The sequence below is a fragment of the Micromonospora chersina genome, from assembly GCF_900091475.1.
GTDB classification, from domain to species: Bacteria; Actinomycetota; Actinomycetes; order Mycobacteriales; family Micromonosporaceae; genus Micromonospora; species Micromonospora chersina.
The window spans coordinates 2,591,116-2,610,937 of sequence record NZ_FMIB01000002.1; the positions used below are offsets into that span (position 1 = coordinate 2,591,116).

Here is a 19,822-nt window from a genome sequence, read left to right on the forward strand (position 1 = left end):
CTCCCTTACGCGGCCGGCCGCGCGGACAGCTCGTGCACCAGCGCGACCACCCGGGTCAGCACCTCGGGGTCGGTCTCCGGCAGCACGCCGTGACCGAGGTTGAACACGTGGCCCGGGGCGGCGCGGCCCTCGCCGAGGATCCGGCGCACCGCGGCCTCCACCACCGGCCAGGGGGCGAGCAGCACGGCCGGGTCGAGGTTGCCCTGCACGGCCTTGTCCGGGCCGATCCGGCGGGTCGCGACGTCCAGCGGCGTACGCCAGTCCACGCCGACCACGTCGGCGCCGGCCTCGCCCATCGCGCCGAGCAGCTCCGCGGTGCCCACCCCGAAGTGGATCCGGGGGACGCCGGCGCCGGCCAGGCCGGCGAGCACGTGGGCCGAGTGCGGCAGCACGTAGCGGCGGTAGTCCGCCTCGGAGAGCGCCCCGGCCCAGGAGTCGAAGAGCTGCACCGCGGAGACCCCGGCGTCGACCTGCACCCGCAGGAACGCCAGCGTCACCTCGGCGAGCCGCGCGCAGAGCGCGTGCCACAGCTCCGGGTCGCCGTACATGAGCGCCTTGGTCTTGGCGTGGGTGCGCGACGGGCCGCCCTCGACGAGGTAGCTGGCCAGGGTGAACGGCGCGCCCGCGAAGCCGATGAGCGGGGTGTCGCCCAGCTCGGCGACGAGCAGCCGGACGGCCTCGTCCACGTAGGACACGTCGTCCCGGCCGATCGGGTTGATCCGCTCGACGTCGGCGGCGGTGCGGACCGGCTCGGCCACCACCGGGCCGGTGCCGGGCACGATGTCCAGGTCGATCCCGGCGGCGGCCACCGGCACCACGATGTCGCTGAACAGGATGGCCGCGTCGACCCCGTGCCGGCGGACCGGCTGGAGGGTGATCTCGGTGACCAGTTCCGGGCGGCGGCACGACTCCAGCATCGGCACGTTGGCCCGGATCTCCCGGTACTCCGGCAGCGACCGGCCGGCCTGGCGCATGAACCAGACCGGGGTGTGCGGGCCCGGCTCGCGCCGGCAGGCGCGGACGAAGGGCGAGTCGGCCGGCCCGCCGCGGCGGGGTTCTCCGTCTCGGGCGGCAGTGCCCGTGGCTTCGGTGGTCATCGCGGCAATCGTGCCACGCGCCCGGGCGACCCCCGCCGCCACCGTCACCTTTTGTGACCGGCCACCCTCCGGTGTCCGCCGCGGCCCCGGCGCCCAAGATCGTGACCGTCCGCCCGGCGCGCCGTCACGCGACGGGGCGGGCGGCGGCATAGGCTGCCGTCATGGCCCCCCCGATCGCGCTCCCGGAAACGTTCGCCCGCGCGGTCGCGGGGTTGCGATCGGTGACCTGCCGCCCGGAGATCGTGCTGGAGGAGGTCGGCGCCCCGCAGCGCCTGGCGCCCTACGCGTTCGCGCTCTCCGCCGGGGTGCTCCGCGACGGCGACGAGGTGGCCACCGGCCGGCTCATCCTGCTGCACGACCCGGCCGGGCACGAGGCGTGGCAGGGCACCCTGCGGCTGGTCACCTACGTGACCGCGGAGCTGGAGGTCGACCTGGCCAGCGACCCGCTGCTGCCCGGGGTGGGCTGGACGTGGCTGACCGACGCGCTCGACGCGCAGGAGGCCCGCTACCGGGCCATCGGCGGCACCGTCACCCAGACGCTCTCCACCCGGTTCGGCGAGCTGGCCGGGCCGCCCGCCGCGGGCGACATCGAGATCCGCGCCTCCTGGACGCCGCTCGGCGCCGATCTGGCCCCGCACCTGCTCGGCTGGTGCACGCTGCTGGCCTCGACGGCCGGCCTGCCCCCACCCGGCGTGACCGCGCTGCCGACCCGCCGCCCCGCCGGCGCCGCCTGACCGGTCCCGCACCCGCCGGTCGCCGCCACGGCGGTCGTCACCGGCCGACACGGCGACGGGCCGCCCCGGGAGGTCCCGGAACGGCCCGTGCGGAGCCGGATCAGAGGTAGTTCTCGGCCTCGTCGCAGACCTTGTCGAGGCCCTTGTTGGCCGCGTCGAAGGCCGCCTTGTCGCCCCGGGACGCCGCCGCGATGGCCGTGGTCAGCTTGTCCAGGCAGCTCGCGATGACCTTCTTCTGCCGGGCCTGCTCGTCCCGGTCGTTCTTGGTGCCGGTCAGGTCCTGCTGGGTGTCGGCGAGCTTGTCGCGGACCGACTGGAGGTCGCCCTTGAGCTTGTCGATCTCCTGCCGGTTCGCGGTGATCGTGCCGTCCCGCTGGCTGACCTGCTGCTCGGCCTTGTGCAGCTTGCCGTTGGTGGTCACGTAGAGGCCGGTCATCACGCCGCCCAGGACCAGCAGCAGCCCGGCGACGATGCCCAGGATGAGGGCGGCCCGCCCCTTGCCGCCGCCCGCCGCGGGCGCGCCGTAGGGCGGCACCGGGCCGGGCGGGGCCGACATCGGGTAGCCCGGCGCGGAGACCGGCGGTGCCGACATCGGGTAGCCCGGCGCGGAGGCCGGTGGGACCGACGTGGGCGGCGCCGACATGGGCTGCGGGTAACCGGGCGCGGAGCCGGCGCCGGAGGTTGGCGGGGCCGACATGGGCTGCGGGTAGCCGGGCGCGGAACCCGGGGCGCCCGGCGGCGGGACCGGGGCGGCGCCCGGCGCGTACTGCCCGGGGACCGGCGCTGTGGGCTGGGGCAGGGTCGGGTCGGGCTGGGGCGCCCGGTACTGCGGGGGCTCGGGCTGGGCCGGCCCGTACTGCTCGGGCGCGGGCGGGCTGCCGTACGAGCCGCCGTACACCGTGCCCCCCGGCGGCTGGGGCGGGTAGCCGCCCGCTCCGGTCGGTGGCTGGGACATGTCTCTTCCTCCAGGTTTGCTGGTCCCCCGCGGGGTGGCCCGTCAGGGCCGGGGTCTGCGGTCGGCGTGGCCGGGCCTACGCCGCGACGGCGCCGGGATGGGGTCACCGGCGGGCGCGCCGGTCAGCAGAGCTTGAACCGGTCGCACGCGGTCTTGATCGGCACCGCGAGGCCGATGCCCTCGGCGTCCCGGGCCTTGGCCGTGGCGATCCCGACGACCTCCTTGGCGCCGTTGATCACCGGCCCACCGGAGTTGCCGGGATTGATCGGCGCGTCGAACTGGATCACCGGGCCGGAGCCGCCCTCGTCCTTGCGGAACGCGCTCACCACGCCCGTGGTGACGCTGTCCTGGAGGCCGAGCGGCGCGCCGACCACCACGATCTGCTGACCGGACTTGACCGGCGTACGCGCCGCGACCAGGCCGGTGAACTTCGCGCTGGTGCGCAGGTGGGCGAGGTCCTTGTCCTTGTCGACCTCGACGATCGTCGCCTCGAACCGCTGGTCGGTGCGCTCCAGGAAGACCTTGCGGTCGCCGGCGGCGAAGACCGACTCCACCACGTGGAAGTTGGTGAGCAGCGTGGTGCCGCCGCCGGCGGGCGCCTTGCCGATGGCGAAGGCCGTGCCGGTGAACTGGCCGGCCCGGACCCGGAACACGCTGGGCAGCACCGCGCTCGCCACGGCCTCCGGGTTGAACGCGGCCCCGGCCTGCTTCTCCAGGACCCCCGCCCGCTCCTCCAGGCCGTCGAGCCGGCCGGCGTCGGCGCCCTGCGCCTCGGCCAGCCGCCGGTCGGTGGCGGCGAGCCGGTCGTCGAGCCGGTGGATCTGGTACGCCTGCACACCCGCCACCAGGGCCAGGACCCCGGCCAGGACGAGCGCCACCACCGGGAGCCGGCGCCCCCGCCCGGCCCTCTCGGGCTGGCCGCCGCCCGGCTGGCCCGGGAAGGCCGGGCCGGACGTGGGCTGGCCCGGGTAGGCCGGGCCGGAGGTCGGCTGGCCGGGGAACGACGGGCCGGAGGTCGGCTGGCCCGGGAAGGCCGGCCCGGAGGTCGGCTGACCCGGAAAGGACGCGCCGGACCCCGGTGCCGGGTAGGCCGCGCCGGGGGTGGGCTGGGTCGGGTAGGTGGAGCCGGGCTGGCCCGGGCCCGCGGCCGGCGTGGCGGTGGGCGAGGCGGGCGGGGCCGCGTGGGCGGCGGCGCCGGCCTGGCCGGCGAACTGTCCGGGGGCGGCCGGCTGCCCCGGTGCGGTGCCCGGCTGCCCGGGTGTCCAGCCGCCGGGGGTGCGCGGGGCGGGCGCGGCCGGGCCGCCCCACTGGCCGCCGTTCGGCGCACCCGACCAGGTGGCCCGGGCGGCCGACGGGTCGGCGCTCGGGGCACCGCCGGGTGCGGCGGGCGCGGCGCCGAAGCCGGGTGCGGACCCGTGGCCCGCGCCGGGCGAGAAACCGGCGGCCGGGTTCGGGGTCGGCGCGGCCGGGTAGCCGGCCGGCTGGCCGGGGACCGCGGCGTGGCCGGTCGGGGGGACGATGCGCGGCGGCAGGGGCCCCGGCCGGTCGCCCCCGGCCCGCGCCTGGTCGGCCGTCTCGTCGCCGCCCTGCCCGGGCACGCCGTCACCGGCCCCGTAAGAGCCCGTCATGATCGCCTTGTCCTCCCCCGTGACCGCCCCACCGACGCGCGCCGACAGCCTTCGAGTCCGCGGCTCGATGGACCGTACCTGCGTGAACGGGGTTTGTCTTCCCCGATGTCCGACCCTGCCATCCCGGCGCAACCCGACCCTGTCACGCCATCTCCCGGACATCCCGCCGACACGCGCCCGACCGGCTGCGCACACCGGATCGCCCGGCGCACTAGGGTTGTCAGGTGACCGACGAACCACCCCTGCGCCGTCGGGCCGCCGAAAGCCGCACGGAAGAGGCCTCACCGCATCCGTCGTCGGCCACGCCGGAGCCGGCGGACGCGGGGACCGAACCCACCGTGGGCGGCCCTGTCCCGCTGACCGCCCCGCGCGAGGGCACGCCCGCGCCGGTGGCCGCTCCGAGCGCGCTCGACGAGGTCGTGGCGCGTTTCTCGGCCGGCACCGGCCCCGTGGCCCTGGACGCCGAGCGCGCCTCGGGCTACCGCTACAGCCAGCGCGCCTACCTCGTGCAGCTGCGCCGGGAGGGCTCCGGCACGGCGCTGATCGACCCGCTGCCGTTGCCCGACCTCTCGGCCCTCGACGAGGCGATCGCCGAGGCCGAGTGGGTGCTGCACGCCGCCAGCCAGGATCTCGCCTGCCTGGCTGAGCTGGGGCTGCGCCCGCGCCGGCTGTTCGACACCGAGCTGGCCGCCCGGCTGGCCGGTTTCGAGCGGGTGGGCCTGGCCGCGCTGACCGAGCAGCTGCTCGGCTACAGCCTGGAGAAGCACCACTCGGCGGCGGACTGGTCGAGCCGGCCGCTGCCGGAGTCCTGGCTGACGTACGCGGCGCTGGACGTGGAGCTGCTGGTGGACCTGCGCGACGCCCTCGACGAGGAGCTGGACAAGCAGGGCAAGTCGGCGTGGGCGGCGGAGGAGTTCGCCGCGCTGGTGCGCAACGGCGCCCGTCCGCCCCGGGTGCGCGCCGAGCCGTGGCGCCGCACGTCGGGCATCCACCGGGTCCGCGGCGCGCGGGCGCAGGCCCGGGTCCGTTCGCTGTGGTACGCGCGGGACCAGATCGCCGCGCGGCGGGACGCCGCCCCGGGGCGGGTGCTGCCGGACTCGGCCATCGTGGCCGCCGCCGAGCTGGACCCGAAGGACGAGAAGACCCTGCTCACCCTTCCCGGTTTCGGTGGCCGTTCGGTGCGCCGGCTGGCGCGTACCTGGTTGGCGGCCCTGGACGAGGCACGCGAACTGCCGGACGACGCCCTGCCGGTGACGCCGGTGGTCGAGGGGCCGCCCCCGCCGCACCGGTGGGCGGAGCGGGACCCGGTGGCCGCCGGCCGGCTGGCCCGCTGCCGCGAGGTGGTCGTCGGCACCGCCGCCGCCCACCACCTCCCCGCGGAGAACCTGATCGCCCCCGACTACATCCGCCGCCTGGCCTGGCAGCCGCCCGAGGAGATCACCGACGACACGGTCGCGGAGACGCTGCGCACCTTCGGCGCGCGGGAGTGGCAGCTGGGCCTCCTCCTGCCCGCCCTGACCCGAGCGCTCCACCTCCCCGTGTCCTGACCCCGCCCTCCTGGTGTGGGGTTGGCCACACGGGGGGTGGTGTCGGCGTTGGTTACTGACGAGTAGCATCCGGGGAAACGCCAGTGCCGGCTAGGGAGGCTCTCAGTGCCCCGTGAAGTTCGGGATGTCGTCTTCGTCGACGGCGTCCGCACCCCGTTCGGCAAGGCGGGTGGCATGTACGCCAACACCCGCGCCGACGACCTGGTGATCCGCTGCATCCGCGAGCTGATGCGGCGCAACCCGCAGCTGCCGCCGGAGAAGGTGGAGGAGGTCGCCATCGCGGCCACCACCCAGATCGGCGACCAGGGCCTGACCATCGGCCGCACCGCCGCCCTGCTGGCCGGCCTGCCCAAGACGGTGCCCGGCTTCGCCATCGACCGCATGTGCGCCGGCGCGATGACCGCCGTCACCACCGTGGCCAGCGGCATCGCCATGGGCGCCTACGACGTGGCCATCGCCGGCGGCGTCGAGCACATGGGCCGCCACCCGATGGGCGAGGGCGTCGACCCCAACCCGCGGATCATCGCGGAGAAGCTTGTCGACCCGTCCGCGCTCGTCATGGGCGCGACAGCGGAGAACCTGCACGACCGGGTCCCGCACATCACCAAGGAGCGCACCGACGCGTTCGCGCTCGCCTCGCAGCAGAAGACCGCCAAGGCGTACGCCAACGGCAAGCTCCAGGGCGACCTGGTGCCGGTGGCGATCCGCGACCCGGAGGCCGGCTGGGGCCTGGCCACCACCGACGAGGCTCCCCGGGAGACCTCGCTGGAGAAGCTCGCCACCCTGAAGACCCCGTTCCGCCCGCACGGCAAGGTCACCGCGGGCAACGCGGCCGGCCTGAACGACGGTGCCACCGCGGCGCTCGTGGTCGCCGAGGAGACCGCCCGCGAGCTGGGCCTGCCGATCGGCATGCGGCTGGTGTCGTACGGCTTCGTGGGCGTCGAGCCCGAGGTGATGGGCGTCGGTCCGATCCCGTCGACCGAGAAGGCGCTGCGCATCGCCGGCCTGAGCATCGACGACATCGGCCTGTTCGAGCTGAACGAGGCGTTCGCCGTGCAGGTGCTGGCCTTCCTCGACCACTTCGGCATCGCCGACGACGACCCGCGGGTCAACCCGTGGGGCGGCGCGATCGCCATCGGTCACCCGCTCGCCTCGTCCGGCGTCCGGCTGATGACCCAGCTCGCCCGGCAGTTCGCCGAGCACCCCGAGGTCCGCTACGGCCTCACCGCCATGTGCATCGGCATCGGCATGGGCGGCACCGTGATCTGGGAGAACCCGCACTGGGAGGGTGGCAACAAGTGAGCGCGCTCGCCGCACCGAACGAGGTCGTCACCAGGGCGCTGCTGCGCCAGGTGAACGTACCGGGGCTGGACCGTCCCGCCGCCCTCATCACCCTGGACAACGGTTTCGACCACACCAAGCCGAACAGCTTCGGCCCGGGCGGCCTGACCAGCCTGGACGAGGCGATCACCGCCGCCCTGGCGGCGGACCCGGCGTTCGTCGCGGTCACCGGCAAGCCGTACATCTTCTGCGTGGGTGCGGACATCACCAGCCTCCCGCAGCTGGAGAACCGCGAGCAGGCGCTGGAGATCGGCCGGCTCGGCCACCGGGTCTTCGCCCGGCTCAAGGACAGCGAGGTCCCGACCTTCGCGTTCGTCAACGGCGCGGCGATGGGCGGCGGCCTCGAGCTGGCCCTGCACTGCCACTACCGGACCCTGTCGGCGGGCGCGGCGGCCCTGGCGCTGCCCGAGGTCTCGCTCGGCCTGGTGCCCGGCTGGGGCGGCACGCAGCTGCTGCCGAACCTCATCGGCATCCCGGCGGCGACCCAGGTGATCCTGCAGAACCCGCTGATGCAGAACAAGATGCTCAAGCCGAAGCAGGCGGCCGAGATGGGCATCGCGGACGTGCTGCTGGAGCCGGCCGACTTCCTGGAGCGGTCCCTGGAGTGGGCCGCCGGCGTCGTCAAGGGCGAGGTCACCGTGACCCGGCCCGAGGTCGACAAGGACATGTGGGCGGGCGTGCTCTACTTCGCCCGGCAGACCCTCGACCAGCGGCTGCACGGGGCGGTCCCGGCCGCGTACAAGGCGCTGGACCTGCTGGAGACCGCGAAGGACGCCGACTTCGCGGCCGGCACCGCGGCCGAGGACGAGGCGCTCGCCGACCTGGTCTTCTCCGAGGAGCTGCGCAGCGGCCTGTACGCCTTCGACCTGGTGCAGCGGCGGGCCAAGCGGCCGGCCGGCGCGCCGGACAAGGGCCTGGCCCGCCCGGTCACCAAGGTGGGCATCGTGGGCGCCGGCCTGATGGCCAGCCAGCTCGCCCTGCTCTTCGCCCGCCGCCTCCAGGTGCCGGTCGTGATGACCGACCTGGACCAGTCGCGGGTGGACAAGGGCGTCGGCTACGTGCACGCCCAGATCGAGAAGGCCGTCAGCAAGGGCCGGATGGACAAGGGCACCGCCGCCAAGCTGTACGGCCTGGTCAGCGGCTCGGTCGACAAGTCCGTCTTCGCCGACGCCGACTTCGTCATCGAGGCCGTCTTCGAGGACCTCGGCGTCAAGAAGCAGGTCTGGGCCGAGCTGGAGAAGATCGTCAAGCCGGAGGCGGTGCTCGCCACCAACACCAGCTCGCTGTCGATCACCGAGATGGCCGCCGACCTGGAGCACCCCGAGCGGGTGGTGGGCTTCCACTTCTTCAACCCGGTCGCCGTGCTGCCGCTGCTGGAGATCGTCCGCGGCGAGCGGACCGACGACGCCACCCTCGCGACGGCGTTCGCGGTCGGCAAGCAGCTCAAGAAGTCCAGCGTGCTGGTCAAGGACGCCCCGGCGTTCGTGGTCAACCGGCTGCTGACCCGCTTCCTCGGCACCGTCTTCGCCGCCGTGGACCAGGGCACCCCGCTGGACGTGGCGAACAGCGCGCTGGACCCGCTGGGCCTGCCGATGCGCCCGCTCGCCCTGCTCCAGCTGGTCGGCCCGGCCGTGGCGTACCACGTGGGCGGCACCCTGCACGCCGCCTTCCCGGAGCGGTTCGGCGTCAGCGAGAACCTCAAGCGGATCGCCGACTCGGGCCAGCCGATCGTGGTCGACGACCAGGTCAACGAGGACGTCGCCAAGCTGCTCGTGGTCGGCGACCAGCCGCTCACGGCCGAGCAGGTCCGGCAGAACGCGCTGGACGCGCTGGCCGAGGAGATCCGGCTGATGCTCGACGAGGGCGTCGTCGCGGAGGCGCAGGACATCGACCTGTGCATGATCCTCGGCGCCGGCTGGCCGTTCCACCTGGGCGGCGTCACGCCGTACCTGGACCGGACCGGCACCTCCGAGCGGGTCACCGGCAAGCGGTTCCTGCCCCGCGGGGTCGCCAGCCTGCGCGCCTAGCCCGCTCCGCCACGATCGCGGTGGCCGGCCGTCCCTCCCGGACGGTCCGGCCACCGCGATCGACGTTTCCGCCCCGGCCACAACGGGCCGCCGGGGCGTCACCGGCCGGACACCCCGCGCTCACCGCCGGGACGCCGCCCGGCCGGTCCGGTCACGACCCGGTTCCGGTTTCGTCACGTCGGCAGCAGCCGGACAATGCCGTGTCGGTGTCGCTCGCTACGATCACGCGTCCGGATTTCTTACAGGAGCTGACACCATGTCCCAGCCGCCGTCCAGTCCCTACCCCGGTTCCTACCCCCCGCCGCAGCAGCCCGGCGGCTACCAGCCGCCGCAGCAGCCCTCGTACGGCGGCGGCTACCCGCCGGCTCCCCAGCAGCAGCCGCAGTACGGCGGCGGCTACCCGCAGTCCGGCCAGCCCGGCCAGCAGTACGGCGGCGGCTACCCGGAGAGCGGCCAGCAGTACGGTGGCCAGCAGCCGGGCCAGCAGTACGGCCAGCAGCCCGGCCAGCAGTACGGCGGCGGTTACCCGGAGACCGGCCAGCCCGGCTACGGCGCCCCGGCCCCGCTGCCGCCGAAGAAGAAGTCGAGCGCCGGCAAGATCGTGCTGATCGTGCTGGCCGTGGTGCTGGTGCTCTGCGTGGGCGGTGGCGCCATCGCCTTGTTCGCCACGAAGGACAAGGTCGGTGAGGTGGTCACGGCCACCAAGACCCGTCTGGTCGAGCCCGCCACGCTGGCCGGCCGGCCGAAGGTCTCCGAGCCGCAGCTCCAGCAGGCCGCCACGCAGATGAAGTCGGAGATCGCCAAGGACGTCCCGAACGCCACCAGCACGGTCGGCGCCTTCTACGGCGAGCCCGAGAAGAAGGACCTGGTCATGATCGCCGGCGCGTCCGGTGTCATCGCCGACCCGAAGAAGGAGATGGCGGACGCCATCACGGCGATCACCCCCGAGCTGGGCGCCAAGGAGTTCAAGACCGTCAACGCCGGCCCGCTGGGCGGCGACGCCAAGTGCGGCGACGGCAAGACCGAGGACATCCCGGTGGCCGTCTGCATCTGGGCCGACAAGGGCAGCCTGGGCATGGTGGTGGTCTACTTCAAGTCCGCGGCCGAGATCCAGTCGGAGTTCGTCACCATGCGCGGCGAGATCGAGAAGCAGGGCTGAGCCCCGCAGACCGGAGGACCGGGCCCCCGCCGTGCGGCGGGGGCCCGGTCCCGTTTCAGCGGTCAGGCCGACGCGGCGCGCTCGGCCGGGCTGCGGCAGACGCAGAACTCGTTGCCCTCGGGGTCGGCGAGCACCACCCAGCCGGTGCCGTCCGGCCGGCGGCGGTCGGCGACCAGGCTGGCGCCGAGGTCGCGCAGCCGCGCCACCTCCTCGTCCCGGGTCCCCTCGGCCGCGTGCACGTCGAGGTGGAACGCGCCCTTGCCGTGCCGCTCCCCCACCGAGACGAAGAGCAGGTCGGGGCCGTGGCCGTCGGGCGCGGCGAGGACGGCCTCCGGGTCGCCCGGGTGGTCGTCGTCGTTCAGCTTCCGGTCGAGCACCCGGGCCCACCAGCTGGCCAGGGCGTACGGGTCGTCGGTCTCGACGGTGACGCAGTGGATCTGTGCACTCACGGTGCTTCCTCCTGGATCGGAGTGCGCCCCGCGGGAGTGGCGAAGGTCAGCGGGGGTCGCGGGGCGCGGGACGGTTCACGGTGAACATCGACCACACCCCCTTCCACACGTCGGGCTGACGGAACTGATCATGTCACCGTCCGGGGGCGGAGACAAGCCGGCCCGGCCCCGCGAGGCGGGACCGGGCCGGCGGGAACCCGGGTCACGGGCCGACGAAGACCGCCTTCGCCCGCCAGTCGACGCCGTCGACCGTCGGGCCGCTGCGCACGGTGAACGCCGCCACCGGCGCACCGCCCGCCCAGTCCGTGGCCGACAGGTCGCCGGTGTTGCGGTTGACCTTGTAGAGGGTGTTCCCCGCCAGGAAGACCGACCCGGCGTCGGCGAAGCCGCTCGCCCCGGCGACGGTGAACTTCTCCGCACCCACCACGCCGCTGTCCGGGGTGAACCAGCGCCAGAACAGGCCGCCCTGCCCCGCGAGGGTGTAGTAGAGCCGGCCGCCGCTGTAGAACATGCCGCTGACGTTGGGGATCTCGGGATAGAAGTTGTTCGTCACACCGGCGTACGTCTGGCCGGCCGGGCCCGAGTCCGTCTCCACGGCGTCCCAGTAGGCGTCGTGGTACGGATCGACCGCCGACGCGGCGCCGAAGGTGGACCCGTCGAAGGTGCGCCGCCACAGCGACCCGTTCATCCCGTAGAAGAGCGTGCCGCCGACCCAGAACGCGCCCCGCGCGGTGGACCACGCGGTGCCGTCCGGGACCGCCACCGGGCTGGCCGCGCCGACAGTGGTGACGCCGTCGTACGACCGGACCTGCAACTCGTTCCCGGTGCCCGCGGGCGGGGCGCCGGTCTTGACGATCTCGATGCCGTCGACCAGCGGGTTCTCCACCACGTGCCGGAAGTCGACGTTGATCGTGCCGTCGCTGACCACGGTGAACGACCGCATGGTGCCCACGTTGTGCCCGACGCTGGCGGAGAGGTCCAGGTCGTCCAGGACGGTCGTGCCCTCCAGGGCCACGTCGAAGACGCGGGAGCCGGCGGCGGCGGTGCCGTCGTACCGGTTGGCCAGGTAGAGCCGGACCTGCACCTCGGTGCCCGCGGGCACCGGGAACTGCCAGCTCATCTCCGGGTCGCCGGCGGGGTCCCAGCGCTCGTCGGTGTAGAGCGCGGCCGGCGTGCCGGCCGGCACGGTGGCGTCCACGGAGCCCACCGGCGCGAAGCCGGCCGTGCTGCTGCCGGCGTTGTGGTACGGGCTGGGGTTGCCGCCGTCGTCGGGCGCCCAGTCCGGCCCGTTGTCGGTCGAGGCGACCAGCGGGCCGCCGGCGTTGACCCGGTACAGCACGTTCGTGGGCGCCGGGACACCGGCCCGGTAGACGTTGCCCGGCAGGGTGGCCGTCGTGGTCGGGTGCGGGGCCGCGCCGCCGGTCAGCGGGAAGAACGCGATCCGCTCCCGCCGGTACTGGAAGTTGCCGATCCACGAGGTGTCCGAGCCGACCCAGAGGCCGGCCGGGGTGACAAGCATCTCGGAGGCGCCGATGCCGCGCGGGTGCCGGCCCGGGTTCCAGGACAGCGGCAGGCCGGTGCGCGGGTCGAGGGCCGCGATGCTGGCCCGGCCGACCGCGCCGGCCTGGGCGGAGTCGCCGCCGTAGCTGTTGTTCAGCCAGCGGAAGTGGCCGCCCACGTAGACCGCCTGCTCGCTGATGCCGACCGAGAGGTAGGTGTCGCCGCCGGTGTAGTCGACCCAGGTCGGCTGGAGGTCCGTGCCGGTGGCCCCGGCCTCCCAGCGGGCGGCGGCGTCGCAGAGCGTGCCGCCGTTCGGCGCGCCGGTGGTCACCACCACGAAGTAGCTGCCGTCCGGGGCGAACGCGATGTCCCGCATGTACGAGTCGAACGCCCACCAGGCGCAGCGCGGGGTGTACCGGCTGGTGTTCCAGTCGGCCACGGTGGCCGCGGTGGCGCCCAGTTCCAGCTTGACGATCTGGTCGTGCAGCACCCCGTCGGCCTTCTTGAAGTTGCCGATCACGACGAGCTTCGTGCCGTCCGGGGAGACGGCCAGCTTCTCGGCCCCGACGCCGGCGTTCGCGCCGCTGACCCCGTCGTAGTTGTGGTGCTCGGTGAGCGCGGTGGTGAGGTAGGTGTCCACCGCCCCGGTGCTCGCGTTCAGCGAGGCGAGGCCGCCGCGCGGGTTGGGGTTGCCGGCCGTGGTGAAGATGCCGGCGACCAGCAGCCGGCCGCCGACCAGGGCGATGTCGTTGACCAGGCCGTTGAACGCCGGGCCGGCGAAGCTGGTGACCACCGCGCCGGTGGCGACGTTGAGCAGGGCCACCTTGCGCCGGGTGACCCCGTTGACGGTGTTGAACTTGCCGGCCACGAACACCGTCCCGGCGGTGGGCCCGGCGACCACCGCGTACACCTCGTTGTCGACGGTCGGCGCGAAGGCGGTGTCGACGGTGCCGGTGGCCTTGTCGAAGGCCAGCAGGTAGTTGCGGGTGATGTCGACATCGGACCCGCGGTTCTGCACCTGGGTGAACGAGCCGGCCACGATGATCTTCGTGCCGGCGTCGTGGATCGCGTCGACCGTGCCGTCCATGATGTCCGGCGAGGCGGTGGAGGGCGTCGCTCGGACCAGCGTGCTGTGGTCGGGCGCGGCGGCGGCGGGACCGCCGGGGCCAGCCCGGCGGCGGTGAGCGCGACGGTGGCGAGGGCCACGAGGACACGGCGCCCGAGGGCCGAGGGGTTTGTCACTGGCAGCTCCGAAGAATGGTGCGGACAGGCGTGTCGCAGCACTCACCCTGGGCCACCGGTCACGCGCCGTCCAGCACTGCCCACGCTTTCTGCCCGACCACCGCGCCGCTCCCGCCCGACCACCCGGGGGCACGTGGACGGGACAGCCGGGCCGGCCGCACGAACAGGTGGCCGCCCATGGTGGTTCGGCGGCGTGCCGCGTACCGTCGGGCGGCCGCGCGGACGCCGATCGGTCCCTCAGGTGGCCGTGGGCGCGTCGGCCGACGGCAGGGTGACGCTCACCTCCAGGCCGCCGCCCGGCTGGGCGACCGCCTTGACGGTGCCGCCGTGCGCGTCGCACACGGCGCGCACGATGGACAGTCCGAGGCCGGAGCCGCGGGCGCCGGTGCGTTCCTGCCCGCCGCGGCGGAACGGCTCGAACAACCCCGGCACGTCGGCGGGGGCGACCTCGAAGCCGGTGTTGCCGACCACCAGCCAGGACCGCTGCCCGTCGGCGCCGGTGCGCACCCAGAGCCGGCCGTGCAGGTGGTTGTAGCGGACCGCGTTCTCCACCAGGTTGCCGGCGAGCCGGTCGAGCAGGCCGGGGTCGCCGACCACCGGGGCGGGCCGCAGCGAGGTGTGCACCTTGAGGCCGATCCGCTCGACCTCGGGGGCCATCGCGGAGAGCGCGTTGGCGGTGCCCACGGCCAGGTCGAACTCGGTGCGGCGGGCCAGCCGGCCGCCCGTCTGCGCCTCGCTGCGGGCCAGCACCAGCAGCGCGTCGACCAGCCCGTTGGCCCGCTCCGAGGCGTCCCGGACCACGCTGGCCATCCGGCGGTACTCGGCGAGGTCCGCCTCGTCGTCGCTGAGCGTCACGTCGATCTCGGTGCGCATCACCGCGAGCGGGGTCCGCAGCTCGTGCGAGGCGTTGGCCACGAACCGCTTCTGCGCCTCGAACGCGGCGCTGATCCGGTCCAGCATGGCGTCGAAGGTCTCGGCCAGCTCGGCCACCTCGTCGTTCGCTCCGGACCAGCCGATCCGCTCGTCCAGGGTGGTCTCGCCGAGCCGGCGGGCGGTGGCGGTGACCTGGTGCAGCGGGCGCAGCGCCCGGCCGGCCACCGCGTACGCGCCGGCGACACCGACCATGCTGATCGCCACGAGCGCCACCAGGCCCTTGACCAGCAGCTCCCGCGAGGCGGCGTCGATCAGTTGCCGCTGCCACTGCCCGGCGTCGAGGGTGCGGCCGTCGGCGAGCGCCACGGTGCTGCCGGGCAGCAGCTCGTCGGCGGGGCGCAGCGCGTCCCGGACCAGCAGCCAGGCCAGCAGCACCAGGACCGCCCCGGCCCCGACGAGCAGCACCCCGTTGAGCAGGGTGAGCCGCAGCCGAAGGGTGGGCCGCACCGGGGTACGCCCGGTCATGCGGGAACCTCGCCGATCCGGTAGCCCGCGCCGACCACGGTCTCGATGAGCGGCGGGTCGCCGATCTTCTTGCGCAGCGTCATCACGGTGACCCGGACGATGGTCGTGAACGGGTCGGTGTTGGCGTCCCACACCCGCTCCAGCAGCTCCTCGCTGGAGACCACCGCGCCGCGCGCCTTGATCAGCTCGGCCAGCACACCGAACTCCTTGTTGGTGAGGTCGACGGGCTCGCCCCGGCGGCTCACCACCCGGCGGGCCGGGTCGAGCACCAGGTCGGCCACCTCCAGCACCGGCGGGGCGGCCGGGGTGGCCCGCCGGCCCAGCGCCTGCACCCGGGCGACCAGCTCGTCGAAGGCGAACGGCTTGGGCAGGTAGTCGTCGGCGCCGAGCTGCAACCCCTCCACCCGGTCGGCGACCGTGCCGCTGGCGGTCAGCATCAGCACCCGGGTGAGCGCCCCGGAGGCGACGAGGTCGGCGCAGATCCGGTCGCCGTGCACACCGGGCAGGTCGCGGTCCAGGATCACCACGTCGTAGCGGGTGACGAAGGCGGCCTCGTGCCCGGCGTCGCCGTCGTAGGCGACGTCGACCGCCATCCCGCGCTTGCGCAGCCCGCGCGCGATCGCGTCGGCGAGGTTGCGCTCGTCCTCGACCACCAGTACCCGCATCCCGGCCTCCCGCCTCTGACCTCCCACAACCTAGTGCGGGCCGCCAAGCCTCCCGCGCCCGCCGTCGTTGCAAAAAACCTTCGGGTAGGCGATGCTCGCCGGCAGCGAGCGACAACCGCCCGGCGACCGGACCGGGTCCGAGCCGACGGGAGCCCGCATGACCGCTGCCGACCCCGGCCGGGACGTGACGTACCACCGTTTCCGCTTCCCGGCGGACCTGCACCTGGGCACCGCCGACGGGGTGGCCGCCGGCCCGGACGGGCTGGTGCTCGCCGCGCCGGCCGACCGGGTGGAGCACACCGACCCGCACTCCGGCGACACGTCCCGGTACGACGCGGCGACCTGGACCTCCCCCGTGGTGCCGGTCGGCTTCGCCGCCGCCGAACTGGTCCCCTCCTGGACCGCCGACGCCCCGTCCGGCTGCTGGCTGCGGGTGGAGTTGCGCGGCTGGGCCGGGGACACCGCCACCACCGGCTGGTACGAGCTGGGCCGGTGGGCCGCCGACGACACCGCCATCCACCGCTCCTCGGTGCCCGGGCAGGCGGACGGCGCGGCCCGGGTGGCGGCCGACACGCTGCTCGTGACGGGCGCGACGGTCACCGGCTGGCAGGTCCGGGTCACCCTGCTGCGCCGCACCGACGCCCCGGCCGGCCCGGTGCTGCGCACGCTCGGCGTGGTCGCCTCGGCCGGCCACACCCCCGGCACGCCGGCCACCACCCGGGCGGGCGCGCCCGGCGGTCCGGTCACCCCGCCGGCCCCGCGTTCCGGTGCGGCCGGCGACGCCCGGGGCCGGGTGCTCGACGTGCCCCGCTACGCGCAACGGCTGCACGCCGGCGGGGAGACCCGCTGGGGCGGGGGCGGGGACTCCTGGTGCAGCCCCACCTGCGTCTCGATGGTGCTGGACTTCTGGGGCGCCGGCCCCACCCCGGACCGGTACGCCTGGGTCGCCCCGCCCGGTCCCCGGCCCGTCGTGGTGCACGCGGCCCGGCACTGCTACGACCACGCGTACGCGGGTGCCGGGAACTGGGCGTTCAACACCGCGTACGCGGGGCTGCACGGGGTGGACGCCTTCGTCACCCGGCTGCGGTCGCTGGCCGAGGCGGAGCGGTTCGTGGCCGCCGGCATCCCGCTGATCGTCTCGGCGGCCTTCACCCGGGGGCAGGTGCCCGGGCTGGATTACGACACCCGGGGACACCTCATCGTGCTGGTCGGGTTCACGGCCGACGGCGACCCGGTGCTCAACGACCCGTACGCCCCGGACGACGAGGGGGTCCGCCGGACGGTGCCGCGGGCGGCGTTCGAGGCGGCCTGGCAGGGCGGCAGCGGCGGGATCGTCTACGTGGTGCGGCCGGAGTCGGTGCCGCTGCCCCCGGCGCCCGCGCAGGCCAACTGGTGACGCCGCCGGTCACCGGGTAGGTCAGCGGCCCACCGACCAGACCATCAGCCCGCCGGACGGGCGCAGGCAGACCAGCGCCGTGCCCGAGTCGGCGCAGTCGTCCCAGGAGCCGGGCAGCACGGCCCGGATCCGGGCCTCCCCGGCGGCCACGTCGAGCGTGCCGACAAGCGTCCGGTCGCCGGGCATGCGGCGCAGGCCGAGCAGGCGGCTCGGGTCGCTCTCGAAGCCCGTGGTGCGCCAGCGGCCCAGCCGGGCGAGGGACCGGCCGGTCGCCGGGTCGAGCACCACCAGCTCCAGTTCCAGCCCGACGCCGGGCTCGGCGCCCAGCAGCCGGTCGCCGACCGGCGCCATGCCGACCCAGTGGTCGTCCACCCAGGTCGGCTCGCCGGTGGCCGGGTCGAGGGCGCGTACCCCGCCGGTCTGGTCGCGGATGCAGAGCATCCCGGCGCACTCGACGAACCAGGTCCCCGCCCGGGACTCCACCGGCACGGTCCAGCGCCGGTCCAGCCGGTCCAGCCCGTACGCGGTGACCGTGCCCGGCGCGCCGTCGACAAGCAGCAGGTCGCCCACGACCTGGGCGAACCGGTAGGACACCCCGTCCACGGCGGGCGGCACCCGGCCGGCGTGGACCAGCGCGCCGGACTCCGCGTCGTGCACCGCCACCCGGCCGTCCGCGCTGATCAGCACGATCTGGGTGACCCCCCGCTTCCCCGTCCGGTACGCCACCCCGTTCGCGGGGAGCGGCAGCGACCACCGCACCGCGCCCGAGACCGGGTCGGCGGCCAGCACGGTGCCCGTGCCGGCGGCGCGCGGCGTCTCGAACAGCACCCCGCCGGACCCGGTCGACACGGGGTAGCCCGTCTGCCGCCAGCGCACCGCGCCGGTGTCCGCGTCGAGCAGGGTGGAGACCGTGTCACCGGCACCGGCCGGGCTGCTCGTCACCAGCAGCCCACCGGCGAGGGCGCTCACGTGGAGCACGTGGTCGCCGGCGGGCAGCGTGAACCGCCACAGCGGCTCCCCGCCGGGCAGCCGGTGCCCGGTCACCACACGGCCGCCCCGGCCGATCAGGCCGGGCCCGTCGGCCACCACGAGCCGGCTTCCCACGATCAGGAAGGCGGCGCCCTGGGGGGCGGGCACCCGGACTCCCACCGGCTGCCGGGCCGGCGGGGCCGCGCCGGCCAGGGTCAGCAGGGCGAGGCAGCCGGCCGCCACCACGCGGGCCAGCCGGCCCGGGGGACGCAGCGGCCGGGGAGCCGGGCCGTCGGCGTCCTCGTCGTGCCGCATCTCCCCCAGCTCGATGACCGGACTCACGGCAGCCGCCACAGCCCGAACCCGCCGCCGGTGTGGCGGCAGACGACCAGCCTGACGCCCGCCCGGCAGTCGCCGACGGCGCCGACCAGCACCGCGCGCACCTCGGGTCGGCCAGCGGCCGGGTCCAGCTCGACGAGGAGCTGGCGGCTGTTCCGGATCCGCCGGACGCCGAACAGCCGGCCGTCGTACTCGTCCTGCTGCACCATCTCCCAGACGCCGAGGTCGGCCACCAGCCGGCCGGTGGCCTCCTCGATGACCGCCAGTGGGGTTCCGCTTCCGGTGTCCGGTGCCACGCCCGTGCTGACCAGCAGCCGACCGCGGGCGTTCGACAGCGCCCCCGCCCACCGGTCGTCGGTCCACCGCACCGCGCCGGTGGCGGGGTCGAGCGCCCACATTCCGCCGGTCTGCTTGCTCGCGCAGAGCAGGCCGCCGCACCGCTCCGCGTAGCCGACCAGCGGGAGCGCGGCCGTCCAGCGCCGCTGGAGGGTGTCCAGGTCGTAGGCGGTGACGCTGCTGCCCGCGTCCCCGACCACCAGCAGCATCCCGCCGGCGAGCAGGGTGCGCTGCCGGGTGGGCAGGTCGCCGGGGCGCAGGTCGCGGGCGACCAGCCGGGCGCCGCTGACCGCGTCGTAGACGGCGGTCTCACCGCTGGCCGGCAGGTAGACCAGCCGGTCCACTCCCGATTCGCCGAAGCTGAGTTCGACGTCGTCCGGCGTGCCGGGCGCCGACCACAGGGTCCGGCCGTCGTTCACCGCCACCCGGCGGATCGGCCGCCGGCCCGTGACCTCGGGCACCTGCATGAGCAGGGCCTCGCCGGCCGGGAAGCCCACCCCGGGCTGGACCCAGTTGACCCGACCGGTGCGGGCGTCGAGGCCGACCGTCTCGTACACGGAGTCGCTGTCGGTCCGCCCGACAAGCAGGACGGTGCCCTCCTGCTCCCACACCGCGGTGGCCGCGCCCGCACCCGGCAGCAGGGTCCGCCAGAGTGTCCGGGGTGGACCGGAGCCGGCCCGGTACGCGACGAGCTGGCGGCCCGCACCGCCCTGCTGATCGGCCGGCTCGACCACGTACACCCGCTCGCCGGAGACGAACGCGGCGGCGCCGGGGCCGCCGGCCAGGGTGCGCCCGGCGGGCCGTGCCGGCGGCGCCGCGGCGGCGAGCGTGACCAACGCCACCAACAGCACCACGATGCTCCGGAACGGACGGCCGGCGGCCCGCGGACGACGCCGCGGCGGGTCCGGCGGGGCCTCGTCGCGCAGCTCACCCAGATCGATGACGGTCACGACCACCCCCTCCCCACGCCGCGCCCCGGCGGTCTCGGCCGAAACCGGTACGAGACGTGCCGCCTGTACGATGGCCCGTCGTGGCCGTGC

Annotated in this window: 15 protein-coding genes; 6 read left to right on the forward strand and 9 right to left on the reverse strand. The window is 75.2% G+C overall.

Annotated features, from left to right (window positions below; all coding sequences use genetic code 11):
- Positions 1-5: 5 nt before the first annotated feature.
- Positions 6-1,097 carry a uroporphyrinogen decarboxylase gene (hemE, locus tag GA0070603_RS11765; protein WP_091311726.1) on the reverse strand — a complete coding sequence of 364 codons (1,092 nt, stop codon included), beginning with the start codon at positions 1,095-1,097 and terminating at the stop codon, positions 6-8.
- Positions 1,098-1,258: 161 nt separating this feature from the next.
- Here hemE and GA0070603_RS11770 point away from each other — a divergent pair, with 161 nt between their 5' ends.
- Positions 1,259-1,831, forward strand: a complete 573-nt coding sequence (locus tag GA0070603_RS11770) for a DUF3000 domain-containing protein (RefSeq protein ID WP_091311730.1) — start codon at positions 1,259-1,261, stop codon at positions 1,829-1,831.
- A gap of 100 nt (positions 1,832-1,931) precedes the next feature.
- Here GA0070603_RS11770 and GA0070603_RS11775 read toward each other — a convergent pair whose 3' ends face one another.
- Both GA0070603_RS11775 and GA0070603_RS11780 read right to left on the reverse strand, forming a co-directional pair.
- A complete protein-coding gene (locus tag GA0070603_RS11775) occupies positions 1,932-2,786 on the reverse strand; it encodes a hypothetical protein (RefSeq protein WP_091311733.1) in 855 nt (284 codons plus the stop codon).
- Positions 2,787-2,908: 122 nt separating this feature from the next.
- A complete protein-coding gene (locus GA0070603_RS11780) occupies positions 2,909-4,414 on the reverse strand; it encodes a trypsin-like peptidase domain-containing protein (protein ID WP_091311737.1) in 1,506 nt (501 codons plus the stop codon).
- Between the two features lie 224 nt (positions 4,415-4,638).
- Between GA0070603_RS11780 and GA0070603_RS11785 the strand changes: the two genes are divergently transcribed.
- The 4 genes from GA0070603_RS11785 to GA0070603_RS11800 all read left to right on the forward strand — a co-directional run bounded on the left by GA0070603_RS11785 (position 4,639) and on the right by GA0070603_RS11800 (position 10,488).
- Complete coding sequence (locus GA0070603_RS11785) at positions 4,639-5,961, forward strand: ribonuclease D (RefSeq protein WP_091311741.1); 1,323 nt, start codon at positions 4,639-4,641, stop codon at positions 5,959-5,961.
- A 105-nt stretch (positions 5,962-6,066) separates the two neighbouring features.
- The gene (locus GA0070603_RS11790) at positions 6,067-7,263 is read left to right on the forward strand and encodes a thiolase family protein (RefSeq protein WP_091311743.1); all 1,197 of its coding nucleotides are present in this window, start codon (positions 6,067-6,069) and stop codon (positions 7,261-7,263) included.
- The gene (locus tag GA0070603_RS11795; RefSeq protein WP_091311747.1) at positions 7,260-9,329 is read left to right on the forward strand and encodes a 3-hydroxyacyl-CoA dehydrogenase NAD-binding domain-containing protein; all 2,070 of its coding nucleotides are present in this window, start codon (positions 7,260-7,262) and stop codon (positions 9,327-9,329) included. The genes GA0070603_RS11790 and GA0070603_RS11795 overlap by 4 nt, the downstream gene beginning before the upstream one ends.
- Positions 9,330-9,585: 256 nt before the next feature.
- Positions 9,586-10,488 carry a hypothetical protein gene (locus GA0070603_RS11800; protein ID WP_091311751.1) on the forward strand — a complete coding sequence of 301 codons (903 nt, stop codon included), beginning with the start codon at positions 9,586-9,588 and terminating at the stop codon, positions 10,486-10,488.
- A gap of 62 nt (positions 10,489-10,550) precedes the next feature.
- On the opposite strand, the gene GA0070603_RS11805 is transcribed toward GA0070603_RS11800, so the two are convergent.
- The 4 genes from GA0070603_RS11805 to GA0070603_RS11820 all read right to left on the reverse strand — a co-directional run bounded on the left by GA0070603_RS11805 (position 10,551) and on the right by GA0070603_RS11820 (position 15,742).
- Positions 10,551-10,937: a VOC family protein gene (locus GA0070603_RS11805; RefSeq protein WP_091311755.1), complete on the reverse strand. Its 387-nt coding sequence runs from the start codon at positions 10,935-10,937 to the stop codon at positions 10,551-10,553.
- 202 nt (positions 10,938-11,139) lie between these two features.
- Positions 11,140-13,524: a malectin domain-containing carbohydrate-binding protein gene (locus GA0070603_RS11810; protein ID WP_244282498.1), complete on the reverse strand. Its 2,385-nt coding sequence runs from the start codon at positions 13,522-13,524 to the stop codon at positions 11,140-11,142.
- A gap of 392 nt (positions 13,525-13,916) precedes the next feature.
- A complete protein-coding gene (locus tag GA0070603_RS11815) occupies positions 13,917-15,077 on the reverse strand; it encodes a sensor histidine kinase (RefSeq protein ID WP_208862867.1) in 1,161 nt (386 codons plus the stop codon).
- On the reverse strand, positions 15,074-15,742 hold the full coding sequence (locus tag GA0070603_RS11820) for a response regulator transcription factor (protein WP_091311758.1): 669 nt from the start codon (positions 15,740-15,742) through the stop codon (positions 15,074-15,076). The genes GA0070603_RS11815 and GA0070603_RS11820 overlap by 4 nt, the downstream gene beginning before the upstream one ends.
- Before the next feature lie 157 nt (positions 15,743-15,899).
- Between GA0070603_RS11820 and GA0070603_RS11825 the strand changes: the two genes are divergently transcribed.
- On the forward strand, positions 15,900-17,138 hold the full coding sequence (locus tag GA0070603_RS11825; RefSeq protein ID WP_244282499.1) for a C39 family peptidase: 1,239 nt from the start codon (positions 15,900-15,902) through the stop codon (positions 17,136-17,138).
- Between the two features lie 21 nt (positions 17,139-17,159).
- Here GA0070603_RS11825 and GA0070603_RS11830 read toward each other — a convergent pair whose 3' ends face one another.
- Positions 17,160-18,449: an outer membrane protein assembly factor BamB family protein gene (locus tag GA0070603_RS11830; protein ID WP_091321855.1), complete on the reverse strand. Its 1,290-nt coding sequence runs from the start codon at positions 18,447-18,449 to the stop codon at positions 17,160-17,162.
- The gene (locus GA0070603_RS11835; protein ID WP_091321857.1) at positions 18,446-19,732 is read right to left on the reverse strand and encodes an outer membrane protein assembly factor BamB family protein; all 1,287 of its coding nucleotides are present in this window, start codon (positions 19,730-19,732) and stop codon (positions 18,446-18,448) included. Before GA0070603_RS11835 ends, GA0070603_RS11830 begins: the two co-directional genes overlap by 4 nt.
- Positions 19,733-19,822: the final 90 nt, after the last annotated feature.

Bases quoted from the DNA above. Each gene is read 5' to 3' on its own strand.
- hemE (WP_091311726.1), bottom strand. From the start codon at position 1,097: ATGACCACCGAAGCCACGGGCACTGCCGCCCGAGACGGAGAACCCCGC.
- GA0070603_RS11770 (WP_091311730.1), top strand. From the start codon at position 1,259: ATGGCCCCCCCGATCGCGCTCCCGGAAACGTTCGCCCGCGCGGTCGCG.
- GA0070603_RS11775 (WP_091311733.1), bottom strand. From the start codon at position 2,786: ATGTCCCAGCCACCGACCGGAGCGGGCGGCTACCCGCCCCAGCCGCCG.
- GA0070603_RS11780 (WP_091311737.1), bottom strand. From the start codon at position 4,414: ATGACGGGCTCTTACGGGGCCGGTGACGGCGTGCCCGGGCAGGGCGGC.
- GA0070603_RS11800 (WP_091311751.1), top strand. From the start codon at position 9,586: ATGTCCCAGCCGCCGTCCAGTCCCTACCCCGGTTCCTACCCCCCGCCG.
- GA0070603_RS11810 (WP_244282498.1), bottom strand. From the start codon at position 13,524: ATGGACGGCACGGTCGACGCGATCCACGACGCCGGCACGAAGATCATC.
- GA0070603_RS11815 (WP_208862867.1), bottom strand. From the start codon at position 15,077: ATGACCGGGCGTACCCCGGTGCGGCCCACCCTTCGGCTGCGGCTCACC.
- GA0070603_RS11820 (WP_091311758.1), bottom strand. From the start codon at position 15,742: ATGCGGGTACTGGTGGTCGAGGACGAGCGCAACCTCGCCGACGCGATC.
- GA0070603_RS11825 (WP_244282499.1), top strand. From the start codon at position 15,900: ATGACCGCTGCCGACCCCGGCCGGGACGTGACGTACCACCGTTTCCGC.